Annotated in this window: 21 protein-coding genes; 18 read left to right on the forward strand and 3 right to left on the reverse strand. The window is 38.0% G+C overall.

All coding sequences use genetic code 11. The features are described from left to right. Positions 1-57: 57 nt before the first annotated feature. Both AACZ88_RS12850 and AACZ88_RS12855 read left to right on the forward strand, forming a co-directional pair. Entirely contained in the window at positions 58-1713 is a 1656-nt protein-coding gene (locus AACZ88_RS12850; protein ID WP_339710905.1) for a LysM peptidoglycan-binding domain-containing protein, read from the forward strand. A 143-nt stretch (positions 1714-1856) separates the two neighbouring features. Next, positions 1857-2831, forward strand: a complete 975-nt coding sequence (locus AACZ88_RS12855) for a DUF4837 family protein (protein WP_339710908.1) — start codon at positions 1857-1859, stop codon at positions 2829-2831. Between the two features lie 76 nt (positions 2832-2907). On the opposite strand, the gene AACZ88_RS12860 is transcribed toward AACZ88_RS12855, so the two are convergent. The 3 genes from AACZ88_RS12860 to AACZ88_RS12870 all read right to left on the reverse strand — a co-directional run bounded on the left by AACZ88_RS12860 (position 2908) and on the right by AACZ88_RS12870 (position 6478). Next, positions 2908-3078 carry a DUF6747 family protein gene (locus AACZ88_RS12860; protein ID WP_339710911.1) on the reverse strand — a complete coding sequence of 57 codons (171 nt, stop codon included), beginning with the start codon at positions 3076-3078 and terminating at the stop codon, positions 2908-2910. A gap of 334 nt (positions 3079-3412) precedes the next feature. Beyond that, positions 3413-5893 carry an OmpA family protein gene (locus tag AACZ88_RS12865; RefSeq protein ID WP_339710914.1) on the reverse strand — a complete coding sequence of 827 codons (2481 nt, stop codon included), beginning with the start codon at positions 5891-5893 and terminating at the stop codon, positions 3413-3415. 402 nt (positions 5894-6295) lie between these two features. Beyond that, positions 6296-6478, reverse strand: a complete 183-nt coding sequence (locus AACZ88_RS12870) for a twin-arginine translocase TatA/TatE family subunit (RefSeq protein WP_089888996.1) — start codon at positions 6476-6478, stop codon at positions 6296-6298. 203 nt (positions 6479-6681) lie between these two features. Here AACZ88_RS12870 and AACZ88_RS12875 point away from each other — a divergent pair, with 203 nt between their 5' ends. From AACZ88_RS12875 to AACZ88_RS12950, 16 genes are all read left to right on the forward strand, one after another. After that, complete coding sequence (locus tag AACZ88_RS12875) at positions 6682-7551, forward strand: M23 family metallopeptidase (RefSeq protein WP_339710922.1); 870 nt, start codon at positions 6682-6684, stop codon at positions 7549-7551. A 5-nt stretch (positions 7552-7556) separates the two neighbouring features. Next, on the forward strand, positions 7557-9062 hold the full coding sequence (locus tag AACZ88_RS12880; protein ID WP_339710925.1) for a GH3 auxin-responsive promoter family protein: 1506 nt from the start codon (positions 7557-7559) through the stop codon (positions 9060-9062). A gap of 25 nt (positions 9063-9087) precedes the next feature. Next, the gene (locus AACZ88_RS12885) at positions 9088-10776 is read left to right on the forward strand and encodes a hypothetical protein (protein WP_339710928.1); all 1689 of its coding nucleotides are present in this window, start codon (positions 9088-9090) and stop codon (positions 10774-10776) included. 3 nt (positions 10777-10779) lie between these two features. Next, complete coding sequence (locus tag AACZ88_RS12890; RefSeq protein WP_339710930.1) at positions 10780-11793, forward strand: hypothetical protein; 1014 nt, start codon at positions 10780-10782, stop codon at positions 11791-11793. After that, positions 11793-12830: a dTDP-glucose 4,6-dehydratase gene (gene rfbB, locus AACZ88_RS12895; protein WP_339710933.1), complete on the forward strand. Its 1038-nt coding sequence runs from the start codon at positions 11793-11795 to the stop codon at positions 12828-12830. The genes AACZ88_RS12890 and rfbB overlap by 1 nt, the downstream gene beginning before the upstream one ends. Before the next feature lies 1 nt (position 12831). Further along, positions 12832-13689 (forward strand): glucose-1-phosphate thymidylyltransferase RfbA, encoded by an 858-nt coding sequence (rfbA, locus tag AACZ88_RS12900; RefSeq protein ID WP_339710935.1) that lies wholly within the window; start codon positions 12832-12834, stop codon positions 13687-13689. Between the two features lie 18 nt (positions 13690-13707). Next, complete coding sequence (gene rfbC, locus AACZ88_RS12905) at positions 13708-14253, forward strand: dTDP-4-dehydrorhamnose 3,5-epimerase (RefSeq protein WP_339710938.1); 546 nt, start codon at positions 13708-13710, stop codon at positions 14251-14253. Further along, positions 14250-15035: a dTDP-4-dehydrorhamnose reductase gene (gene rfbD / locus AACZ88_RS12910; RefSeq protein ID WP_339710941.1), complete on the forward strand. Its 786-nt coding sequence runs from the start codon at positions 14250-14252 to the stop codon at positions 15033-15035. The genes rfbC and rfbD overlap by 4 nt, the downstream gene beginning before the upstream one ends. A gap of 369 nt (positions 15036-15404) precedes the next feature. Further along, complete coding sequence (locus tag AACZ88_RS12915) at positions 15405-16859, forward strand: MBOAT family O-acyltransferase (RefSeq protein ID WP_339710943.1); 1455 nt, start codon at positions 15405-15407, stop codon at positions 16857-16859. 5 nt (positions 16860-16864) lie between these two features. Beyond that, on the forward strand, positions 16865-18322 hold the full coding sequence (locus AACZ88_RS12920; protein WP_339710945.1) for a hypothetical protein: 1458 nt from the start codon (positions 16865-16867) through the stop codon (positions 18320-18322). Positions 18323-18460: 138 nt separating this feature from the next. Next, positions 18461-19648: a UDP-N-acetylglucosamine 4,6-dehydratase gene (locus tag AACZ88_RS12925; protein WP_339710948.1), complete on the forward strand. Its 1188-nt coding sequence runs from the start codon at positions 18461-18463 to the stop codon at positions 19646-19648. Positions 19649-19657: 9 nt separating this feature from the next. Further along, positions 19658-20797: a LegC family aminotransferase gene (locus AACZ88_RS12930; protein ID WP_339710951.1), complete on the forward strand. Its 1140-nt coding sequence runs from the start codon at positions 19658-19660 to the stop codon at positions 20795-20797. Continuing rightward, on the forward strand, positions 20784-21413 hold the full coding sequence (locus AACZ88_RS12935) for an acetyltransferase (protein ID WP_339710954.1): 630 nt from the start codon (positions 20784-20786) through the stop codon (positions 21411-21413). The genes AACZ88_RS12930 and AACZ88_RS12935 overlap by 14 nt, the downstream gene beginning before the upstream one ends. A gap of 1 nt (position 21414) precedes the next feature. Further along, a complete protein-coding gene (gene neuB, locus AACZ88_RS12940; RefSeq protein WP_339710957.1) occupies positions 21415-22419 on the forward strand; it encodes an N-acetylneuraminate synthase in 1005 nt (334 codons plus the stop codon). An 81-nt stretch (positions 22420-22500) separates the two neighbouring features. Next, positions 22501-23676: a UDP-N-acetylglucosamine 2-epimerase gene (gene neuC, locus AACZ88_RS12945; RefSeq protein WP_339710959.1), complete on the forward strand. Its 1176-nt coding sequence runs from the start codon at positions 22501-22503 to the stop codon at positions 23674-23676. After that, positions 23663-24709: a nucleotidyltransferase family protein gene (locus AACZ88_RS12950; RefSeq protein WP_339710962.1), complete on the forward strand. Its 1047-nt coding sequence runs from the start codon at positions 23663-23665 to the stop codon at positions 24707-24709. The genes neuC and AACZ88_RS12950 overlap by 14 nt, the downstream gene beginning before the upstream one ends. Positions 24710-24711 lie beyond the last annotated feature (2 nt).

The following is a 24711-nucleotide window of genomic DNA, read 5'->3' on the forward strand; positions in this document are numbered from 1 at the left end:
TTATTTTATCAGAAAAAAATACGATTTTCGTTGGGCTACCCCTATATTAGGTTGTTTATGATATCAAAAAGAAAAAATTGTTTATTCCTGTTTTCACTTTTTGCGGTACTATCGATTGTTACGGCACAGGAGAGTGACACCATTCCGGTTTCTGCGAATACATCAAAGCCAATAGCGGTGAATGATGCAGCGGTAGATACTTTGGCTATGGATATGGAAGGGGTCAAACAAATGGAACGTATGCAGGCCGATACAACGCTGGTCGATAGCCCCTTGGTACTAGTCAAAGACTCCGTAAACAGCAAATACAATTTGCAAGATCTTGCCGAAGCCGCCAAGTACGATAGCTTGTGGATGAAGGAACTGCACGACTATGCAGGGCTTTCCAACAGTATGTACTATGAAGTTATGGATTTGGACACCGAAACGGAATATGAGTATGATCTGCCCACCGATACATTGAAGCTAAGACTACAAAAACTAAATCAAAAGACCCCTTTCAATGTTGTTTACAATCCTTCGCTGGAAAATGTAATCAAATCGTTTTTGACTCGTAAAAGAGGCTTGATGGAACGTATGCTTACCGCCAGCCAATTTTATTTCCCATTGTTCGAACAGCAATTCGATAATTACGACATTCCGCTAGAAATGAAGTATTTATCTATTGTAGAATCTGCATTGAATCCAAGGGCAAGGTCACGTGTTGGGGCCACGGGATTATGGCAATTCATGTACGGAACCGGAAAGCAGTACAACCTAGACGTAACTAGTTATGTAGATGAACGTAGTGATCCGATTAAATCAACCGAGGCAGCCTGCAAATTTTTGTCAAAACTGTATGATGTTTTTGACGATTGGGACCTTGCTTTGGCGGCATATAACTCTGGCCCTGGAAATGTGAACAAGGCCATACGACGATCGGGAGGCCATAGAAATTATTGGAATATTCGTAGAAACCTTCCCCGTGAAACTGCGGGTTATGTACCGGCTTTTTTGGCTGCCATGTATATTTTTGAATATGCAGAAGAGCATGATTTAAGAATGAGAAAAGTAGACAGGCCTTATTTTGAAACCGATACTATTCACATAAAGAGCTTGATTACCTTTGACCAAATTTCTGAATTGGTGGGTGTTAGTAAAGAGGAACTCCAAATTTTAAACCCGTCCTACAAATTGAACGTAATTCCATATATAGATGGAAAGGATTACGCTTTGAGGCTACCCAGGGCTTCGATTGGAAAATTCGTGGCCAATGAAGATGCTATATATGCACATGTTGAAAAAGAGCTTAAGAGTAAAGAAAGCCAATTACCGCAATTGGTAAAGGAAGCAGCAGAAAATAGAATTCGGTACAAGGTACGAAGTGGAGATTTTCTTGGAAAAATTGCCGAACACTATGGCGTTGGGGTGAGTCAGATCAAACAGTGGAACGGCCTAAGAAGTAACAATTTAAGAGTTGGTCAGCGATTGACCATTTTCCCAAGAAAGAACGGCGTAAGTGCTGTTCCTACAACAAGCACGGCGTCTGTATCCAAAAATCAATCTTTTCCTCCGGGCACGAAGGTACATACGGTGCAAAGTGGTGATTCCCTTTGGACGATTTCAAAAAAATATCCAGGCATTAGTGTTGACAATCTTAAGAAGTGGAACGGACTTAATAGTAGTAATCTGAAGCCAGGAACAAAGTTGAAACTCTGCGAATGTTCTTCCTAACTAAAAAGATTTAAAATTCTTGTTAAAATTTGCTGGTTTGGAACGGTTTTGGTGGTAACCATTTTTGGATTTTATAATCCAAAAACCAACCTGTTATTAAGCAAAAGTGAACCCGCAAGATGAAAAAAATCCAATTTCTTTGTATGCTGCTATTTTTAGTGGCTACCATTTCCTGTAAAGACGAAAATCAAAAAACCTATAAGCCCAATTCTATTGGTGCGGTCAATTCTTTGGCTGTTGTGATGGATACCGAATTATGGAAAGGTGAGGTCGGCGACAAAATAAGGGAGCATTTTGCCGCGCCCGTTCAAGTGCTTACACAAGATGAACCTTTGTTTACCATCGAACAGATGCCAAAAAGAGTATTTACAGGTACGACCCGCAACAGGCGTTTGGTATTATATGTTCAAATGGATACCCTGAATATTGCACATACAAAGACTGATTTATATGCCTCTCCTCAAAAAATAGGTGTTATTAAAGGAACAACCGAGAATGAGATAATCGAAAATATTAATGCAAAGGCAGATGAGATGATTAGCGCTTTTAAAGGTTTAGAGCTGGAAGTATCCCAAAAGAATTTTTTGAAGTCGTTGAACAAGGAAAAGGCCTTGGAGGAAAAGTTTGGCATTTCTTTAGACTTGCCATCCATTTACCGTGTAGACAAACAACAGGATAATTTTGTATGGATTGCCCGAGAAATTCAAAAAGGCAATATGAACATTATAGCCTATAGCATGCCTTCAGACAGTTTTAAGAACGATTCTACTTTGGTAAAGGATATCGTTCGTATGCGTGACTCCATCGGAAAAAAATATATTCCCGGTCCTGATGTGCGGGATAAAGTAACATACATGCGAACAGAACCAGCCTTTTCCCCTGCTATTTTCCCTGTTGAAATAGGTGGAAAGAAGGCCGTTGAGGTAAGAGGCATTTGGGATGTCAAAAACTACCCAATGGCAGGCCCTTTTCTAAGCTATATTATAAACGATAAGGAAAACGATAGGATGCTTGTGCTCGAAGGCTTTACATTCGCTCCTGCAACCAATAAAAGGGATGACATGTTTCAATTGGAGGCTATTCTAAAAACCGTAAAATTCAATAGTGGTCAAAAGTAGTTTTAAGTATACTCTTATTGATAATAAAAAGGCCCTTATATGAAAGGGCCTTTTTAGTGCGATGTATGATTGGTTATTAATCGAAAGCAAAGCCCGTAGCGATTCTATAAATTAGCGCATAGGCTGCAATAGCGATCAATAAGAAACAAAACCAAGAGAATACTTTAAAATACTTCCTAAGCATCATAAAGGTCCAATCTTTAAATGCATCCACATAAATCTCTCTAACAAGTAATAATTTTTTCATAAGAATGGTTTTCAAATTATAATACAAAGTTTGGGCTAAATACGGCAGGGGGAGAATAAATTGGATAAAAGACCAAAAAGGTAGCTGTCAAACCTGTCTGAAATTGCCCGATAGACTATCGGCAGAATTTCTTGGGTGAACTACTCTCTATTACATAGGCTATTGTAGTCCAAAATAGACTTTCAAAAAGAATAAAAGTGGCATTGGCCATGAGATGACCTTTTGGGAACTCAACGTTAAACTTGATAAATGTGAAAAGCCGCTGACCTTAAAAGATGGTTAGCGGCCTTATTTGATTGCCAAAACTATAAAATAGTTTTTGGATTCGGTTATTTTACATATTGGTGATGATGAATTCAGATCTTCTATTGAGATAATGGTCGACCTCACTACATCTGACGCTTCCATTACATTCATTCAGCAATCGATTTTCACCATACCCGATTGCACTTTCAATACGTTCGGGGTCAATACCCTTGGAAATTATATAATCTCGGGTCGATTTGGCACGCTTGTCCGACAAATATTCGTTATAGGCCTTTTCTCCTCTAGAATCGGTGTGCGATTCTATCTTGATAACCATTTGAGGATACTCGCTCATTACCTCGACTAGTTTGTCAAGTTCTTTGGCCGCATCGTTTCTGATGTATGATTTATCAAAATCAAAATGGATTATTTCAGTTTTTAATTTTTTGATACCATCTTCGATGGCAATCATGTCTTTTAATTTTTTAAGGGAGATATCGACATTTATTGTTTCGTTTTCTTTTGTGTCAACAGGTCTTTCATCGTCAAAATACTGACGGTATGTTGTTTTTAACGTGTATTTGGTGTTGTCTTGTAGGTCTTCGAAGACAAAACTGCCATCATCTTCGGTTAGCATTTCTTTCAACTTAATATTGTTTTCGTCGAATAATTGCACCAATGCCTCTGGCATAACTGACCCTGTTTGCAGTTCGGCAACTACACCTGCTATTACATTTAGGTTCTCGGGAACTTCTTCGACCAATGGAGTTCTAAAGGAATAAATATCATCATCTCCTTTTCCGCCAGATCGATTGGATGCAAAGAAGCCTTGCTGGGTATCTTCGTTCACTATATATGAAAAATCATCTAATTTGCTGTTGATTGGTTTTCCCAAGTTTATTGCAGGATCAAATCCATCTACTTCGGTATAGGCTGCCTCAAAAACATCCAACCCTCCAATGCCTGTACGGCCATCAGAAGAAAAGTAAAGTTTTTCGTCACTTATGAAAGGAAACATTTCTCTTTTTTCAGTATTTACATTCGGACCCAAGTTCAGTGGTTTCGAGAAAGTGCCATCCTTAAAGACATCAACAACAAAAATATCGCTCATACCTATGGTACCAGGCATATCGGACACAAAGTAAAGTTTTCTGCCATCAGGGCTCAAGGCAGGATGACCTGTGGAATAGTTGTCGCTATTAAAGGGTAACTCAATGGCCTCTGTCCATTCTCCATTTACCTTCGTCGACCGATATATCTTTAAGTGATTGATGCCATTTTTATCGCGTTTCAACTTTTTTCCATAGTTGTTTCGAGTAAAATAAAGGGTAGTGTTATCTGGAGAAAAAGTGACCGAAGCTTCATGGTACTTCGTGTTTATTTTTTTTGAAAATTTTATGGCCTCTTTTAAATCCTGTGATTCCTCATTTATTTTCGCAACATACAGGTCCAAATAGGGTTGGTCATTCCACTTGTATCGACGGGTATTAAAAAAGGAAGAGTCTTTGGCCGATGAAAAAACAATTTTGTCCGTATCAAAAAACATTGGGGAAAATTCGGAATATTTAGAATTGATCGCCAAATTTTTTATTTCCAAGTCATGCGATGTTTTCAAAATTTTGTCTAAAACGACTTCATTTGAAGTACGCGAATTTGTATAACTGGTTTTTGAGCCACCCTCCTCTTTGGTTTTTTTACCATACAAACGCATTAAACGTTTAGACCTACTATATTTACCGGTACCTTTTAAGGAATGTGCATATCGGAATATGTTGTCCGCTGACATATCATCTTTATAATTTTCATATAGAAAATCATACCATTGCAAAGCCTTTTCCATATTGGTGTTAAAATAATGGGCATCGGCAGCATTTCGAATGACTACAAAGGAATAATTTTCCGCTCCTTTTTTTAAAGCTTCTTCATAAAGTTTTGCGGCTTCTGCATACCACATTTTGTTGAAATAATGGTCGGCACGTTGCAATAGTTTACTTTTGGATGCCGGATTATCACTGTTTGCTTTGGTCAAGGCGTTATCTAAAGAGTTATCTAAATTCGTAACGTATTGGTTTAATTCGTTTGCAGGGGCGTCATTCTGAGGTGTTAAAATATCTTCTTTGGCGATGTTTTCCACAACTTCCAAAATCCATTTGTCCGTGTTTTTTGGGTTCACATTGCTTATACAGGCCTCGACAGCTTCAAGGCCGTAAGGGTGGTATTGTGCGTATACGTAGTTGAGGTCGTTTTCAGGATTGTTGATATAACCCGGAGCAGTAAATTTTTTTTTCAATTTTTGAAGGGCTCTTTTGAGGTTTTTGCCATGACTAAAAACGCCAGTTATAATATAATAGCCTTCTTCGACACCCACTAAATTTGTAAGTTTTCTATAGGGTATATTATTTCTATCGGCTGCGGCCTCAAAAGTCTCATTTATTGAAATCGGTTGGGTACCTGATGCTATTTGCTTATTATCCGTATTGTTTACAAGAACGAGACTGGTTTCGGAGGTGGTTTGAGCAGCCAATCCTAAGACAGCTAAAAAAAGATATACTGAAATAAGTTTTTTCATGATTTGGGATGTTAGAAAAAATCTCGTGTATTTAAAGTTTGGTTCGCTAGATTGTAATATCAACCTAAGAAAATTAACTTTCTCGGTTATTATGGTTTATGTTTAGTTACCGGCTTTTGTTTTTATAGAAATTTATGAAGCAATAAAATGCATCCAAATATACTGTCTATAGTTAACGCCGAGAGTTGGCGTTTCGTATGTGTTGGGTTTTAGCCAGTTATGAGAAGGGTTCTTGTGGTTGCACTTAAATATGCACGAGGTGAATTTGTATAGAAAGAATCAGTGTTGAAGTAAACGCTTTACATTGTCGAAATAGACATTTTTATTTGACTTATCGCGCAAGGTCCTTAAAAAATAAACCCTCTATAAAAGAGGGTTTATTGGTAAGAGCATTATTTGTTTTTATTCTTTATTTTCTTCTAATTTATCATCTTCTTTTGATGCATCCTTAAATTCTTTGATGCCGCTACCGAGTCCGCGCATCAATTCTGGTATTTTTTTCCCACCGAATAATAGAAGCACAACCATCACGACGATTGCTATTTGCCAAGGACCTATGGCCAAAAAAATATGTAAAGCTGTCATAATTTATGATTTATTGGATAACAAATGTACTAAAAAGTAATTATCTATGCTGTTAATATTAAGGTAAGGTACATAATTTTTAATTTTATCGATTTTGATGAAGTGAATAAAGGCCTACCGCTTTGGAAACCCTTTGTGTCTGAATTTATTAATTTCGATGGTAACGGATACATAATTCAAATCCATCCGTATCTTTGTGTATTATGGCCACTAAAACTAAAAAGAGAAAGGAAATCAAGCGAAAGCTCTTGCATAAGTATCGTTTGGTAATTTTGAACGAAAGTACTTTTGAAGAAAAAATTTCTTTTAAGCTTAGTAGATTAAATGTTTTTGTGACAGGCACTTTGTGTATCATCGGCCTTATTGGCTTGACTACTTTGTTGATTGCATTTACGCCTTTACGCGAATATATACCAGGATACTCATCAACCAAATTGAAAAAGCAGGCTACTGAGTTAACCTACAAAACGGACTCTTTGGTCAACGTATTGAATTATACCAATAAGTATATTGATAATATTAGAAAGGTGCTGAGTGGTGATCTTGAAAACAGCGAGATAAACAGAGATTCCGTTTTTGAACGTTTTAAAATCGACCCTTCTACTGTGGATTTAAACCCCATAAAGGAAGATTCGGTGCTTAGGGCCGAAGTGGCCTTGGAGGATAAATACAACCTCTTCGAAAGAAACATTACAAAGACCGATTTAATTTTATTTCCGCCCATAAGCGGTGTTGTTTCCCAAATGTATGATCCCGAAAAGCGACATTATGCAGTAGATGTCACTGCGGTCACCGACACTCCTGTTAAGGCGGTGGCCAAGGGAATTGTGATTTTTGCGGAATGGACCGCCGATACCGGATATGTTATGATAATTGAACATGAAGAAGGTCTTCTAAGTGTCTATAAACATAATGGTTCATTGAGTAAAAGTCAAGGAGATGTTGTCAGGGCCGGAGAGGTAATAGCTTCCGTGGGAAATACTGGTGAATTCACTACAGGACCACACCTTCATTTTGAACTGTGGGACGATGGAAACCCGGTGAATCCTTTGGATTTTGTCGATTTTAAATAAAAGAGATGTCCTTAAAATCATTAGCCGCCCAATTATTCGCAAAAAGCATTCATCGAAAAACTAAAAAGTGGGTCGATAATCCAATAGCGGCCCAAGAAAAGACCTTTGAACAACTTGTACAAAGGGCTAGCAACACAAAATTTGGGCGGGATCATGATTTCAAAGGAATACAGACCCACGCTGATTTTGTACAGCGAGTACCTGTCAGGGATTATGAAGAGCTCAAACCATATATACATCAAGTTGTTGAGGGGAAAAGTGATATCCTCTGGCCTGGAAAGCCCATCTATTTTGCGAAAACATCGGGTACCACATCAGGGGCGAAGTATATTCCCATCACCGAGGAGTCTATAAAGCAACAAGTGGAGGCATCTCGAAATGCCATTTTGAATTATATTCATGAAACGGGTAATTCCGGTTTTGTAGATGGAAAAATGATTTTCCTTCAGGGAAGTCCAGAACTTACCGAAAAAAACGGTGTGAAATTAGGTCGACTTTCGGGCATATCGGCTCATTATGTACCTAACTATCTACAAAAAAATCGCTTGCCTAGCTGGGAGACAAATTGTATTGAAGATTGGGAGACCAAAGTAAATGCAATTGTTGATGAGACGGTTAATGAGAACATGACGGTTATTGCCGGTATACCTTCTTGGGTGCAGATGTATTTCGAAAAGTTACAGGCCAAGAAAAATATTAAGGTCGGACATCTTTTCAAAAACTTTCAGCTCTTTATTTATGGCGGAGTCAACTACGAGCCTTATCGGGCAAAATTCGAAAACCTGATTGGAAGAAAAGTAGATAGTATCGAATTGTTTCCTGCGAGCGAGGGCTTCTTTGCCTATCAAAATTCGCAAAAAGATAAGGGGATGCTACTTTTATTAAACCACGGTATTTTTTATGAGTTTATCAAATCGGAAGAATTTTTTGAAGAGAAGGCCCAAAGAGTTACCCTAAAAGATGTAGCGCTCAATGAGAACTATGTAATGGTTATCTCTACAAATGCCGGCCTTTGGGCATATAACTTAGGAGACACCATTCAGTTTATTTCTAAAGACCCCTATAAAATTATAGTTTCAGGTAGAATTAAGCACTTTATTTCGGCCTTTGGTGAACATGTTATAGCCAAAGAAGTGGAGCAGGCCATGCAAGAGGCTATTGCAGAAACAGATGCAAGGGTAAACGAGTTTACGGTCGCACCCCAGATAACACCTGAAAGGGATGAGCTTCCGTATCACGAATGGTTGATTGAATTTGAAAGGCCACCAACGGACCTAAACAAGTTTATTCAAACGTTGGACAACTCGTTACAACGGCAAAACAGCTATTATTTTGATTTGATCGACGGTAACATATTACAAACATTGAAAATTACCCCCATAAAGGAAGGTGGCTTTAATGAGTATATGAAATCAATAGGAAAACTGGGCGGTCAGAATAAGGTACAACGATTGTCAAACGACCGAAAATTGGCAGATGGATTACATCACTTCAAAAACCTGCAATTTTAATTGTAATTTTGTTTGAAATGCTGCTATGGGCAAAACAACCGACACTACTCGCGCACAAGAATCTACCAACGCCATTGAGCGTTTGTACATTACCATGCGACATCTTTTTAATCGTGGTTTTTACAAGCCCACAGGGGTTTCGGGCGAATCGTTAAAAAGTGCATTGCTACAATTGCGTCCTGAAATTTATGGCTCCGTCGCCGAAGAAAAGGCTGAACTTAGTGGGTTAGTGTATGTATTGGAGCGTCTTCCCGAGGGTATTGAACAATGTCGTTTTATTAATTTGACCTCTGATGAAGGGTACGGAAAATCACAATTTAAAGCTATTGTTCCTCCAAAAAGAAGGCGAAATTGCTACCGCATCGATGAAGAGCAGATGAACATAGAGATTACGCGTGGGCGGTCCGATATTTACGACATTTTGACCCACCTTACTTTCTTGTTTATTGAATCTGAAAAAATTTGCAAACGCGTTTTGATCGAGGACACGGACAAAACCATACGCGACTGGACGAAATTGGAAGCGGCGGTCAAAAAGAATCAACTTACACAAAGTGAAAGAGAGGTGGCCCTCATTCATACGGCGAATATCTTAGGAAGACCGTTTGAAGAAATTATGAACATTCATAAACTCTTGGCCACAAAAAAGAACCCAGAATGTTTTCTTAAAATCATCTATTGGCTGGGTAAATTGGCAATTGAAGAAGAATTGACCGGGGACAAAAGAGTCATAACTTTTAGCGCTTTATTACGGGAACGATTGGGCCATCATATTCATGGCGAGCGTTGGGCCGTATCCATCAAAGATGTATTAGCCAAAAAAGCACTATTGAAGAGACCGATTCATATCATTAGTGCGAATATGCATAGTGTAATGAATTCTTTATTTGCCCGTAAGGCATTATCGAAAGAATTTCCCGATAGTGACGATTCGCTTAGAATCTTTCAGGCATTGAGCTCAATCGAGAATTTGGCCTTACGGAATAAAGTAAGTTCAGCCGCGAAGAAGAACGGCATGATTGAAATAGATGACTTGTCGGGCACTAATATTGATGTTCAAATCTTCGATTTGGCAGAGTTAGGCCCTGGTGCATGTTGCTATGCGTTGCCCGAGGAGATTTCTGAGGATCAAAAACCTGTTATATTTGTTATGGACTATGCCTTTGGCGAGCAGGCCTATGAGACTATAGATGAACTTTTAAAGCCTTATAAGGTCAAGGGGGGCAAGGAGATTTTTTTGAATATAGCTTCTATATCGATTATGGGGAAAGCGGGCATTCTAGATGGCGGAAAGGGCGATTTGATGATTCCGTCGGCTCATATTTTTGAAGGAACGGCCGATAACTATCCTTTTAAGAATGAACTGTGTGCTTTTGATTTTAAAGGCCATGGCCTACAGGTGTTTGAGGGAGCTATGGTAACCGTTTTGGGCACATCCCTTCAAAACAAGGATATTCTAAAGTTTTTCCACCAATCTACCTGGAATGTTATTGGTCTTGAAATGGAAGGAGTGCACTATCAAAAAGCGATACAATCGGCTTCAAAAATACGTAAAAGTATACGAGAAGACGTCAAGGTTCGGTATGCCTATTATGCATCTGATAATCCTCTTGAAACCGGAAGCACATTGGCTTCTGGTGGGTTGGGAACCACAGGGGTTAAGCCGACCTATTTGATAACAGACAAAATTTTACAACAAATATTCAATTCATAGTATATGGGAAATCAAGTACCCGCTCAGAAACCTTCTGAGTCAGAGGAAATAGATTTGGCACAATTGTTCAGAATGGTAAGAACTGGCCTAGATAAAATAGCTGAAGCATTCTTAAGAACGTATTTGTTTCTTAGAAGAAATGCTTTCAAATTGGTCGGGCTTGTCATTCTTGGTGTGGTGGTAACATTGGTACTTAATATGTTGGTTCCTGAAAAATTAAAAAGTGAAGTTATTGTAAGGTCTAATTTTGATAGTAGAAGCTATTTGTACGATGCTATTGAGGAAATACAGGCCAATGTTGCGGCAAAGGACTCTGTATTCCTACGAAAATTGGGGATAGAACAATATAATTTTAAAGGTTTTAGAGTTGAGGTTGAACCAATTGAAGAATCAAAAGAGGAATTGGATAAGGATAACAAAGAGGAACAGATGAAGTATTTGGAGCTTCTTCAAAATTTTAAGGACGAGCACTTTGTTCTTGATATTATACGTTCTGAACTTAACCGCAAGAGTATTCTTAACCATCGAATTGTATTTAATTTTGGGGTTGCGAATCACAGCGAGGAGATTGTCCGAAAAGTACTGGAATACCTAAACAATAACACGTATTTTAAAGAGGTTAAAGAAATATACATGCAGAATGCGACAGCTCGAATAACTCAAAACTCGGCATTGGTAGGGCAGATAGATGAACTCGTTTCAAATTACTCAAAGGGCCTGGCAGAACGTAATGAAAAACGAGATCAAGCCACCATTATCATGGAGGGCGAAAATGGATTGAACATTCCTAGCCTCCTAAGCTTAAAAGCTAGACTAATTAAAGAAATTGAAGAAAAGAAACTTGATATTGTTCAACAAACGGGAACCCTAACAATTGTTAACATGGGGCAGACCCATAAAGTAAAGAAACCTTTCTTTAGTAAGAGGATCGTTGCCTATCCAATGTATCTCGTTCTAGCTTTTTTCCTTGTTTCTTTTATAATGTATCTTAATAGAAAAGCTAACGAATTATCATAATGACCGAGAATTTACATTCTTATCGCCCTGTATTGGTTACTGGGGGAGCTGGTTTTATTGGAAGTAATTTCATCCCCTTTTTTTTAGAGCAAAACCCCACGGTATTTGTAGTGAATCTTGATAAGCTAACCTATGCCGGATGTCTAGAAAATTTGATTTCGGTTCAAGACAGCGAGCGCTATACTTTCGTAAAGGGCGACATTTGTGATGAAGAATTGGTTGAGGGAATTTTTGATAAGTATAAAATCGAAAGGGTTATTCATTTTGCGGCGGAGTCGCATGTTGACAACTCTATAGCAAATCCAGCCGATTTTATCAAGACCAATATCAGGGGTACTTTTACGCTTCTAGAGGCGGCAAGAAAATTTTGGCTGAATTCGGATGCCCACACAAAAATTGGTTTTGAAAACGCCCGATTCCATCATATTTCGACCGATGAGGTCTATGGGAGTTTGGGGCCAACGGGTTTTTTCAATGAGCAAACCTCATATGCGCCTAATAGTCCGTATAGTGCTTCAAAAGCTTCATCTGATTTCTTGGTAAGAAGTTATTTTCATACCTATGGCCTTCCTGTTATCACAAGTAATTGCTCTAATAACTATGGTCCGCATCAACATGATGAAAAATTGATTCCTACCATAATTCGAAAGGCGTTATCAAATGAACCTATACCTATTTATGGCGATGGTCAAAATGTTAGGGACTGGTTGTATGTCATAGATCACTGTAAAGGTATCAACGCTGTATTTAATAAGGGAGAGCTCGGTCAGACATATGTTATAGGGGGCAATAGTGAATGCAATAATTTGTACATTGCCCAAAAGATATGCAGTACCTTAGACAATCTTGTTCCAAAGGGCGGAGGTAGCTATAAGAAGCAAATTTCATTTGTTAAAGATCGGGCTGGCCATGATTTTCGATATGCTATTGATGCCACGAAAATAAAGAAGGAATTGGGCTGGCAGCCTGAAGAAAATTTTGATTCGGGAATTCATAAAACCATAAAATGGTACTTGAATAAATACCAAAAAGTATAAAATGAAGGGAATAGTTCTAGCAGGAGGCTCCGGAACGCGTTTATACCCCATAACTCTGGCGGTTAGTAAACAGCTAATGCCTGTCTACGACAAACCCATGATTTATTATCCACTAGCTACCTTAATGTCTAGTGGTATTCAAGATATACTGATTATTACGACCCCTGAAGATGAGCCCCTGTTTAAGAAACTGTTAGGTGACGGAACGCAGTTTGGTTGTAGTTTTCAATATGCCAATCAAAAAAATGCGAATGGTTTGGCGGAGGCGTTTATAATTGGAAAGAGTTTTATTGGGGATGACAAAGTTGCTTTAATATTAGGAGATAATATTTTTTATGGGTCAGGTTTGTCATCCCTTCTTCAACAGAATAGCGATCCGGATGGTGGAATTATTTATGGCTATCATGTTCAAGACCCAGAACGCTATGGGGTAGTTGATTTTGATTCCAATGGTCATGCCATTTCAATCGAAGAAAAGCCGCTTTTTCCCAAATCAAACTTTGCGGTTCCCGGAATTTACTTTTATGATAATGAAGTAGTTGAGATTGCGAAGCAAATAAAGCCGAGCAAGAGGGGGGAACTTGAAATTACCGATATAAATAAAGCATACTTGGAAAGAGATAAGCTAAAGGTCAGTATTTTGGATCGGGGTACGGCTTGGCTTGATACGGGTACCTTTGAATCCTTAATGCAGGCATCGCAGTTCGTTCAGGTTATCGAAGAGCGACAAGGTTTGAAAATAGGCGCTATAGAAGAGGTGGCATACAATATGGGCTATATCGATAGAGAACAGCTAAATCGTTTAGCCAAGCCTTTGGTAAATAGCGGATATGGCAGTTATCTTTTAAACCTTGTATAAATTAGAATTGGAAAATCAGTGAAAGTAACGGAAACCCATCTTAAAGGTTGTTTTGTCATCGAACCAACTATTTTTCAAGACGAGAGAGGTGTTTTTTTTGAATCGTATCAAAAAAATAAATTTGAACGTGCTATCGGGCAAAATGTGACTTTTGTACAGGATAATCAATCGACCTCAAAACAAGGAGTCCTCAGGGGGCTGCATTTCCAGAAAGGAGCGCATGCCCAAGCTAAGTTGGTTCAGGTAGTAAAAGGTGAAGTTTTAGACGTGATTGTAGATTTGAGAAAAGACAGTGACACCTTTGGAGAATATTTTAAGACAAAGATTTCGGGTGATAATCACAAAAGCATTTTTATACCGAAAGGTATGGCTCATGGTTTTTTAACATTAAGCGAAGAAGTAATCTTTGCTTATAAGTGCGATAACTACTATTTCAGCGCAGCAGAGGGAGGCATTGTATACAATGACCCCGATTTAGATATTGATTGGGGTAAGATTGATGAAACGATTATACTTTCTGAAAAAGATAGAAATTTACCGCGATTTAAAGAACTCTATCCATGATGCGTATTTTGGTAACGGGTTCAGGGGGGCAATTGGCCAAGTGCATTAAGAAAATAGCGCCGAATTATAAGTCTTTATCTTTTGTTTTTAAGGATTCAAAAGAACTGGATATTACAGATAAAGGAGAAGTAGACTCCACTTTTGGTACAGGAGGTTTTGATTTTTGTATTAATTGTGCAGCGTATACCAACGTTGATGATGCTGAACGTTTCCCGGAACTTGCTTTTGCCGTAAACGCAGAAGGCGTAAAAAATTTGGCAGAGGCATGTAGTTCTAATGAAGTAAAGTTGATTCATATTTCTACTGATTATGTTTTTGATGGAACAAAACAAGGTCCATATTTGCCGGAAGATGCCCCGAATCCTATCAATGTCTACGGTAAATCAAAACTTAAAGGGGAACAATATATCCAAGAACTTTTAAAACAGCATTATATCGTGCGTACTTCGTGGCTATACTCTGAATATGGCTCTAACTTTTATAAGACAATCCTCAAAAAAGCTAAAACGGAAAAGAAACTCTCCATAACTACAGATCAAATCGGTTGCCCGACAAATGCCAATAATTTGGCCCTATTTTTAATGGGATTCGTGAAAGCAGCAGTCAAACCGTACGGTATTTATCATTTTACGGATGGTGAGGCTATGACGTGGTACGAATTTGCTGCAAGAATACTACGCGAAAACAGGATGGATGACGTAGTTCGTCTAGAAAAAGTGAAGAATTATCGTACTTTTGCTATCAGACCTAAGAATAGTGTTTTAAAGATTAGACATGATTAGGTAAAAGCATATTAGAAGCAAAATTGGATTGTTTTTTTGGAATTATGTGTGAAACTATATAAAAGGTCTCGTTGGGTAAAGAGGTTCAAAAATTTCGAAAAAACAAATTGAAAAGGTATGGGTGCCAAATCAACACCCCTTGAGCGTCAATAGGTTGCTTTCTTTTTTAAAGATTGGTCCGGGTTATGTTTGCTTGCATACAAGCATGAAAGCGATAATTACCATAAGAATCGATGTTTTTCGTGCTTTTGACAAAGGGTCTGAGTTGTGCCTCCTCATTTCTAGAATTGACTTACTACAGGCAAGAAACGGCGTTTATTCAACAGGTTACCTCTTTTTGAAAAAATTAAATTATCGATAAAAGTCAGTATGCTTTTTAACTCCATTGATTTTGTCATTTTTTTCCCTGTAGTATTTGTTTTATACTGGGTTTGTTCTACGAATTTGCGTCTACGTAATAGTTTTATCCTAGCATCCAGCTATGTATTTTATGGATGGTGGGATTGGAAATTCCTCGGATTAATAATTATTAGCTCGTTTGTCGATTATTATGTAGGTAAAAAACTGGGCAAAGAAAAAAGTGAAAAAAGAAGAAAATTGCTGCTCTATCTGAGCTTATTTGTCAATTTGGGGTTTTTATTGTATTTCAAATATTTCAATTTTTTTATAGATTCTTTTGCAAGTGCGTTTACACTTTTGGGCAAGCCGTTGGAAACTTCCACTTTAAACATTATTCTGCCAGTGGGAATCAGTTTTTATACTTTCCAGACGTTGAGCTACACCATTGACGTTTATAGAAACAAATTAGGACCAACAGATAATATCTTATCTTTTTTTGCCTTTGTTGCGTTTTTCCCTCAATTAGTGGCTGGCCCTATTGAAAGAGCTTCGCATCTTTTACCGCAATTTTCCAAATTATACCGGTTCAATATTGATGAAGTTCGTTCTGGTTTGCAACTAATGCTATGGGGTTTTTTTAAGAAAGTTGTTATAGCCGACAGATTAGCTATTCTAGTGAATACCGTCTATAATAATCCTGGGGCGCATAGTGGAATAGATTTTACAATTGCCACATTGTTTTTTGCTTTTCAAATTTATTGCGACTTTTCCGGTTATTCCGATATAGCAATTGGTCTTGCCCGAACCATGGGCTTTGATCTTATGAAGAATTTCGATAGCCCCTATTTTTCCAAATCCATTACCGAATTTTGGAGAAGGTGGCATATATCTTTATCTACATGGTTTAGGGACTATGTTTATATACCTTTAGGGGGAAGCAAAAAAGGAAAAAACAGAACTTATATAAATCTTTTCACGGTTTTTTTGGTTAGTGGGCTCTGGCATGGGGCGGCTATAACCTTTATTATATGGGGAGCCCTACATGGTGTTGTCATCGTGCTAGAAAAAGCTACTAAAACAATAAGGAATAATGTGTTTCAATTAATAGGACTTGATAAGGATGTTTTTTCCAATAGATTGTTTTTTGGGTTCGTTACATTTTCCATTGTTGCATTTGCTTGGATATTTTTCAGATCTAATAGTTTTTCGGATGCCCAGCTTATTATTTCTAAAATAGTAAGTTTAGAAATGTCTGAATTGAGTAAAGATATAGGATTATCCAATTTTAATTTCAATTTATCTATTGTTTTAATACTCACTTTGATTTTGATAGAGTATGCGAACAAACGTATATCTTTTAGTGGTTTTGTGAATAGCCAAAGTCGGGTTTTTCGATGGGCAATTTATACGGTTTCTATTCTCTTCATACTTTTTTATGGGGTATATGGTGAAGATTCCCCCGAGTTTATCTATTTCCAATTTTGAGATATATGAAAATATTTTTTTTAAGGGTGTTCATCTTTATTTGCCTGCTCTTCTGGCTCATAAATGCTATTAGTGCTCTTTTTGTCGAACCCAAACATTTTATGAACACCATAAATGATTTTAATAGAATTGTTGACGAGAATAAAGAGATAGACATCGCTATGTACGGTAGTTCACATGTCTATTCAAGTTTTGATCCCCGAACTATTGATAGCATCGTTCAGGCTAGAAGTTTCAACTTTGGTAGTGCGGCACAAAGAATAGTGGTTACTAAATATGTGGTAGGAGAATCTTTTAAAAAGATAAGGCCAAAAGTTGTAGTTATTGATTTATATGCATCCTCTATAAAGTCACCAACTGATGAAGAGAGCCTATCTCATCAAAAACAAGCCTATAATTTCTTCGCATTCTCATTTGACAAATTAAAGTCTATTATTGAGGTTTTCCCATCAAAGGAGGTATTAGAGATTGCTTTTCCCGTTTTTGACAGAAAAGATTATCGACTAAATTTTGATAATATTATTTTCAACAAGGATTATAGATATAAAACGCATGAATTAATGTGGGAATATCGTGGTTTTGCAGGGCTTCCATTTAAAATGAAGCAAGACAAAAAGTTCGACTCCAATTTATTTGTTGATTTTAGCGGAAAAGTTCAAGCGGAATCAGGCCTTACCAAGTTTACCAAAGAGGAAGAAAGAAACATAAACGACTTGATAAATAAAGCAAAGTCCCAAGGCGGAAATGTGCTAATAGTAACAGCCCCCTTTCTGCCAGCAATGGTAGACCCAAAATATGCTGATTTTCACAAGTCAATTGATAGTATATCTACCGCCAATAATATAGGTTATATTGATTTTAATTTTTTAGGTAGAGAACTCAATTTAGATTTTAGCGATTTTAGAAATGCTTGGCATTTGAATGAGTTTGGAGCTAAAAAAGTGAGTTCGTATTTGGGTAATTATATAAAAACAAATTATGATTTGCCGAATAGGAGTAAAGAAAGAGATTGGATTAGTGAACAACCAGTGAATACCCTGCAATATTTATCACAAACTTATGAAGACGAAAGCCTACGAGTAGATGAGAAATTGATTGATAGTATCAATATAGCTTCTTTTGGCTGTTATGATGAAGGTGATATGAAAACTTTTATTTTTAAGTTAAATGATGATATTGAGACGCAAGTTCTTGAAAAATACAAGTTGGGTCTATATCTTTATGCTTATGACGAGGATAAGAATTTATTGTCCGATAAAGACAGAAATTTCGAATCTGAAAATTTTTCACCAACAGTGATTCAAGTAAATGGGAATAGATATATTGTTAAAAAAATAAGAACTACGTTGACGAGGTTCTCGAAGATCAGATTCTTTTTGTTCGATAGATCAGGGTATAAAGGAATAATCGGAAATGCCATTGAAATTGAAAATATTCAAGCACACAAAAAACGAAATGAATAATATTGAAAATATAATAATATTGAAAATATGATGTTGGTCTAGTGTTTTTTAAACTAATAATTGGCGTACTTTTCGTGAAAAGCTAAAAGTGGAGAGGCCTTAATTTTCGCTTAATGGAATAATTTTTAAATAGTTTAGATGGAAATATTGGATTTAATAGGCAGAAAACAAGAGTTGTTTCTTGAAGATGTTCAAAAGAATGAAAAAGAGCTTTCTGATTGCGTCGCCGCGTCTTCTTTCTTGGTTATCGGTGGGGCTGGATCCATAGGCCAAGCGGTGACAAAAGAGATTTTTAGGAGAAACCCCCTAAAGCTTCACGTTGTTGATATTAGTGAGAACAATATGGTCGAGCTTGTCAGGGACATCAGAAGTTCTTTTGGGTATATAGCGGGTGATTTTCAGACTTTCGCACTTGACATAGGCTCCGTAGAGTATGATGCCTTTATTCAGCAAGACGGCAACTATGACTATGTACTGAACTTATCGGCATTAAAGCATGTTCGCAGCGAAAAAGACCCTTATACGCTCATGCGAATGATTGATGTAAATATTCTGAATACCCAGAAAACCGTTCAACAGGCGATTGACAAGGGCACAAAAAAGTATTTTTGCGTTTCTACCGATAAGGCCGCAAATCCTGTCAACATGATGGGGGCTTCTAAGCGAATTATGGAAATGTTTTTAATGCGTAAGAGTGAGCAAATAGATATTTCGACAGCCCGTTTCGCTAATGTCGCCTTTTCCGATGGATCTTTACTTCACGGGTTCGATCAACGAATAAAGAAGCGACAACCTATTGTTGCCCCTAATGATGTGAAACGCTATTTTGTAGTGCCCAAAGAATCTGGGGAACTCTGTTTGATGTCCTGTATTTTTGGTGAGAACAGAGATATATTTTTTCCAAAGCTCAGTGAAGACCTCCATTTAATTTCCTTTGCGGACATAGCGGTAAGATATCTGGGCCAATTGGGATATGAGCCTTATTTATGCGAAAGCGAAGAAGAGGCAAGAGAACTTGTCAAAACGCTTCCCAAAACGGGCAAATGGCCCTGTTTATTCACTAAAAGTGATACTACCGGGGAAAAGGACTTTGAAGAGTTTTTTACGTCAAAAGAGGTGTTGGATATGGATAAGTTCCATAATCTTGGAATAATAAAAAATGCGCCTACGTATGATAATGAAAGATTAGAGAAGTTCCAAAAAACAATTGCCCAACTCAAAGCTGCCAAAGCGTGGCGTAAAGAAGATTTGCTACATTTGTTTTTTTATATGATACCCAATTTTGGTCATAAGGAAACGGGAAAATATTTAGACAGTAAAATGTAGTCTTAAGGTATGGTCGAACAACTTGTTACTTTTATAAGGGAACTTTATGGTACCGATGGGTTTATTCCACTTCACGAACCTCGTTTTATAGGTAACGAAAAGAAATACCTTAGCGAATGTATTGACTCTACTTTTGTTTCCAGTGTGGGCAAATTTGTGGATCGGTTCGAAGAAGATGTAGCCCGATTTACCGGTGCCAAATATGCCATAGCTACGGTCAACGGAACAGCGGCATTGCACATTGCCTTGTTACTGGCCGGAGTGGAAGAAAATGACGAGGTTATTACCCAGCCCTTGACTTTTATTGCCACCTGTAACGCTATTAGTTATATAGGGGCACACCCTATTTTTACTGATGTCAATATAGATACTCTAGGTCTATGTGCTGAAAAACTAGAGCACTTTCTTTCTCGAAACACTGAAATAGTGGACGGGCGATGTATAAATAAAAAAACAAAACGAACTATAAAGGCCGTTGTTCCGATGCACACTTTCGGGTTGCCTGTTCGAATTAATGAATTGCTCGCCGTTTGTGAAAAGTATAAATTGAAAGTTGTCGAAGATGCGGCGGAATCTTTAGGAAGTTATTACAACGGACACCACACCGGAACCTCTGGATTATTGGGAACCTTAAGTTTTAATGGCAATAAGACGATTACCACAGGAGGAGGGGGTATGTTGCTCACCAATGACGAAGAACTGGCCAAGAAAGCAAAACATATTACCACGACTGCAAAAATTCCCCATCGATGGGATTTTGAACATAATCTGGTCGGGTATAATTATAGATTGCCCAATATCAACGCAGCTTTGGGCTGTGCTCAGATGGAAGTCTTACCTGAGTTTATTAAAAGAAAAAGAAAAGTCGCTGAGCAGTATGATGCCTTTTTTAAAGACAAAGCGGTCGTATTTGTGAAAGAACCTGAAAACACCAGTTCAAATTATTGGCTAAATGCTATATTGGTCAAAGACATTGACGAACGTAATGCATTTTTAAAAGAAACCAATGATAATGGTGTTATGACCCGGCCCATTTGGAAGCTAATGAACCACTTACCTATGTTCAAGAAGGCACAGACAGGTAATTTAGAGAATGCCATTAATTTAGAAGAGCGTGTCGTAAATATACCAAGCAGTGTCAAAATCTAAAAACATATTTTTATTAGGTTATTCGGGCCACGCCTTTGTGATACTCGATATAGCCTTGGCCAATAACTATAATGTCAGAGGTTACTTCGATAAAAAAGAGGCTGCTTTTAATCCATATAAATTAGCCTATTTGGGAGATGAGAGCACTATTGACATAAAAAGTGTTCTCGAAAAAGGTTATATATTTCCCGCTATGGGTTCTAATAGTATTCGTAAGAAACTAATTACCTTTGTTAAAGATTATGGCCTTAATCAAGTAAAATTGATTGATCCAAGCGCTCGGGTTTCGCCAAAGGCCCAGATTGGTAGTTCTAGTGCGGTAGCACCGAATGCAATAGTAAACAGTCTGGCCCAAGTGGGAGATGGATGTATTATAAATTCTGGTGCAATAATCGAACATGAATGTAAAGTTGGCGATTTTAGCCATATTGCCCCAGGTGCAGTTCTGGCTGGCAACATTACTTTGGGGACCCTTACTTTTGTGGGGGCCAATGCTGTAATTAAACAAGGAATAACCGTTGGGGATAATGTCACTATCGGTGCCGGATCGGTGGTGTTGAAAGATATCCCGAACGGCGAGGTCTGGGCGGGAAACCCGGCGAAACGAATAAAATAGAATGAAAAACAAGGTGCTGATTATTGCAGAAGCTGGAGTTAACCATAATGGAGATATCCATTTAGCTAAAAAATTGATTGATGCCGCCGCCACTGCCGAGGTAGATTTTGTGAAATTTCAGACGTTTAACTCAAAAAAACTAGTAACTAGGAATGCCGAGAGGGCAACTTATCAAATTGAGAACACAAACTATTCTTCCGACTCACAACTGGCAATGTTGCAAAAGCTCGAACTTAGCAAAGATGATCATCTCGAACTTATTTCATATTGTGAGACAAGAGGTATAAAGTTTCTTTCGACAGGTTTTGACCTAGATAGTCTTGATTTTTTGAATGAACTGGGTATTCCTTTGTTCAAAGTGCCCTCCGGAGAGATAACAAACCTTCCATATTTAAGAAAAATCGGTTCTTTTGGTAAGCCAGTGGTGATATCCACGGGAATGGCTGATTTGAGGGAAGTCGAAGATGCTTTGAATGTTGTTTTGAAAGAAGGGGTTGACAAGAAAGATATTACAATCTTGCACTGTAATACCGAGTATCCAACACCCATGGAAGATGTCAATCTTAAGGCCATGCTTTCCATTAAGGAGAAATTGAATGTAAATATTGGGTACTCAGACCACACCCTGGGTATTGAAATTCCCATTGCGGCAGTGGCAATGGGTGCTACGGTCATTGAAAAGCATTTTACGTTGGATAATACAATGGAAGGCCCAGACCATAAAGCTTCATTGGAGCCTAGTGAGTTGGGGGCAATGGTTTCGTCCATAAGAAACATTGAGCGGGCACTGGGCCATGGTAGAAAAGAACCCAGCCCCAGTGAAATGAAAAACAAAGCTGTAGCAAGAAAAAGTATAGTAGCCAATAAAGAGATTGAAAAAGGAGCCATTTTCACCTTAGACAATTTAACCATAAAGCGACCTGGAACGGGTATATCTCCAATGCTTTGGGATGAAATATTGGGAACAAAAGCAACAAAACACTATAACGAGGACGATTTAATCTGAGGTCACATAAAAATGTAATCGGATAAAAAGGGAATTTCGGATAATCATCATCGAATACCCTAAGCCAGTAAATTTAAAGTGATGAAAAAAATAGGTGTCGTTACTGGAACCAGAGCTGAATATGGCCTTTTAAAGCCCTTAATCAAAGCGCTCGATAAGGCCGAAAACATGCAACTACAATTATTGGTTACTGGAATGCATCTAATGCCGGAATTTGGAAATACCTACCTTCAGATAGAGGAAGATGGATTTCATATTGATGCCAAAATTGATGATGGCCTTAACGGTGACAGCGCCATCTCCATTACAAAAGCTGTGGGTAGCGCATTAGTCGGTTTTGCCGATGCCCTCAAAAATTTAAACCCAGACATGATAATGGTATTGGGTGACCGGAGTGAAATTTTTGCAGCCGTTACGGCGGCTATGATGACAAATATCCCGGTAGCACATATACATGGAGGAGAGACCACGGAAGGAGCTTATGACGAATTTATACGGCATGCCATAACCAAAATGAGCCATTTACATTTTACATCGACAGCAACCTATCGCAATCGGGTTATACAATTAGGAGAGCATCCAAGCAGGGTTTTTAACGTTGGGGCAATAGGTGTCGACAGTATTCGTCAGGTAAACTTTTTAGACAAAGAAGCCTTTGAGGAGTCTATTTCCAAAAAATTGGATAGAATGGCGGTTTTGATCACTTTCCATCCGGTAACCTTAGAGAATGCCACCGCTGCCTCCCAATTTGAAGAATTATTGAAAGCCCTTGATATAATGGTGGACACAACTTTAATTTTTACCAAACCTAATTCTGATAGAGATGGGCGGATAATCATAAAAATGATTGATGAATATGTTACAAAAAATTCTCAAAAAGCAGTCGCATTTACTTCCTTGGGACAACTACGTTACCTCTCCGCACTCAAACACGTAGATTTTGTCATCGGCAATTCCTCTAGCGGCATTTTAGAAGTTCCCTACTTTAAAATTCCTACCATCGATATCGGAGATCGGCAAAAAGGCAGACTTGCTGCAGAAAGTGTTATCCATTGTTCCCCGAGATTTGAAAACATAAATGAGGCCATTATAAAGGCCAGAACAAAAAAATTCCTATCTTCCATCCAAGACCAACCTAGTTTGTACGGTGACGGGCATGCGACGGAAAAGATTATCGAGCAAATTAAAATATTTGATGTTTCGAATACTAAAAAGTCGTTCTACGACCTAAACCCAGAATGTTTTGAGAAATTTTAGAGACCACCTAATATTAACGGGAAGTTCCATAAAGAATGCGCTGTTCAAACTAAATGAACTAGCCAAGGATGCCATTTTGTTTGTTGCAGATGATGAAGGTAAACTTGTAGGGTCTTTAACCGACGGTGATGTCAGAAGGGGGCTATTAAAAGGGATAATGATAGACAATGTGGTTGAAGATATCATTCAGAAAAATCCGCGTTACATCAGAAAGGAAGAAGGAGATATTCAGAAAATAATCGAGTACCGCGAAGGCAATTTTCGAATTCTACCTGTAGTTGATAAAAATCATAAAATAGTCAACGTTATCAATTTCAGGGAAATGCGTTCATATTTACCCATAGATGCGGTGATAATGGCCGGAGGACGGGGCGAAAGATTGCGCCCTTTGACCGATAGCACTCCAAAACCTCTGCTTAAAATTGGGGAAAAACCTATAATTGAACATAATGTAGATCGACTGGTGGCTTTTGGAATTGATGATTTTTGGATTTCCGTGCGGTACTTGGGAGAGCAGATAGAGGCATATTTTAAGGATGGCTCCGAAAAGAATATAAAGACAAAGTATTTATATGAAACAAAGCCTTTAGGAACCATTGGAGCGATAGCCAATGAAAAGGAATTTTTACATGATTATATTTTAGTCACCAATTCTGATATTTTGACCAATCTAAATTATGAAGATTTTTTCTTGTCGTTCGTTGAGTCAGAAGCTGACTTGTCGGTAGTTACCATTCCCTATGAGGTTAATGTTCCTTATGCCGTACTTGAAACCACTAACAAACATGTGGTAAGTTTTAAAGAAAAGCCGACTTATACTTATTATTCTAATGGGGGGATTTATTTGATGAAAAGAAAGATTTTAGAACTAATTCCCCAAAATCAATTTTTTAATGCTACAGATTTAATGGAAAAGCTTATAGGAGAGGGTTATAAGGTGCATTCTTATCCGCTGCGAGGGTATTGGTTGGATATTGGAAAGCATGAAGATTTTGAAAGGGCGCAAGAAGACATTAAACATATAAAATTTTAGAA

The organism is uncultured Kriegella sp., from assembly GCF_963975415.1.
In the GTDB taxonomy this organism is placed as follows: Bacteria; Bacteroidota; Bacteroidia; order Flavobacteriales; family Flavobacteriaceae; genus Kriegella.

Excerpts from the sequence above, each read along its gene's own strand:
- AACZ88_RS12850 (WP_339710905.1), top strand. The coding sequence starts at position 58 with ATGATATCAAAAAGAAAAAATTGTTTATTCCTGTTTTCACTTTTTGCG.
- AACZ88_RS12855 (WP_339710908.1), top strand. The coding sequence starts at position 1,857 with ATGCTGCTATTTTTAGTGGCTACCATTTCCTGTAAAGACGAAAATCAA.
- AACZ88_RS12860 (WP_339710911.1), bottom strand. The coding sequence starts at position 3,078 with ATGAAAAAATTATTACTTGTTAGAGAGATTTATGTGGATGCATTTAAA.
- AACZ88_RS12865 (WP_339710914.1), bottom strand. The coding sequence starts at position 5,893 with ATGAAAAAACTTATTTCAGTATATCTTTTTTTAGCTGTCTTAGGATTG.
- AACZ88_RS12870 (WP_089888996.1), bottom strand. The coding sequence starts at position 6,478 with ATGACAGCTTTACATATTTTTTTGGCCATAGGTCCTTGGCAAATAGCA.
- AACZ88_RS12875 (WP_339710922.1), top strand. The coding sequence starts at position 6,682 with ATGGCCACTAAAACTAAAAAGAGAAAGGAAATCAAGCGAAAGCTCTTG.
- AACZ88_RS12880 (WP_339710925.1), top strand. The coding sequence starts at position 7,557 with ATGTCCTTAAAATCATTAGCCGCCCAATTATTCGCAAAAAGCATTCAT.
- AACZ88_RS12885 (WP_339710928.1), top strand. The coding sequence starts at position 9,088 with ATGGGCAAAACAACCGACACTACTCGCGCACAAGAATCTACCAACGCC.
- AACZ88_RS12890 (WP_339710930.1), top strand. The coding sequence starts at position 10,780 with ATGGGAAATCAAGTACCCGCTCAGAAACCTTCTGAGTCAGAGGAAATA.
- rfbB (WP_339710933.1), top strand. The coding sequence starts at position 11,793 with ATGACCGAGAATTTACATTCTTATCGCCCTGTATTGGTTACTGGGGGA.
- rfbA (WP_339710935.1), top strand. The coding sequence starts at position 12,832 with ATGAAGGGAATAGTTCTAGCAGGAGGCTCCGGAACGCGTTTATACCCC.
- rfbD (WP_339710941.1), top strand. The coding sequence starts at position 14,250 with ATGATGCGTATTTTGGTAACGGGTTCAGGGGGGCAATTGGCCAAGTGC.
- AACZ88_RS12915 (WP_339710943.1), top strand. The coding sequence starts at position 15,405 with ATGCTTTTTAACTCCATTGATTTTGTCATTTTTTTCCCTGTAGTATTT.
- AACZ88_RS12920 (WP_339710945.1), top strand. The coding sequence starts at position 16,865 with ATGAAAATATTTTTTTTAAGGGTGTTCATCTTTATTTGCCTGCTCTTC.
- AACZ88_RS12925 (WP_339710948.1), top strand. The coding sequence starts at position 18,461 with ATGGAAATATTGGATTTAATAGGCAGAAAACAAGAGTTGTTTCTTGAA.
- AACZ88_RS12930 (WP_339710951.1), top strand. The coding sequence starts at position 19,658 with ATGGTCGAACAACTTGTTACTTTTATAAGGGAACTTTATGGTACCGAT.
- neuB (WP_339710957.1), top strand. The coding sequence starts at position 21,415 with ATGAAAAACAAGGTGCTGATTATTGCAGAAGCTGGAGTTAACCATAAT.
- neuC (WP_339710959.1), top strand. The coding sequence starts at position 22,501 with ATGAAAAAAATAGGTGTCGTTACTGGAACCAGAGCTGAATATGGCCTT.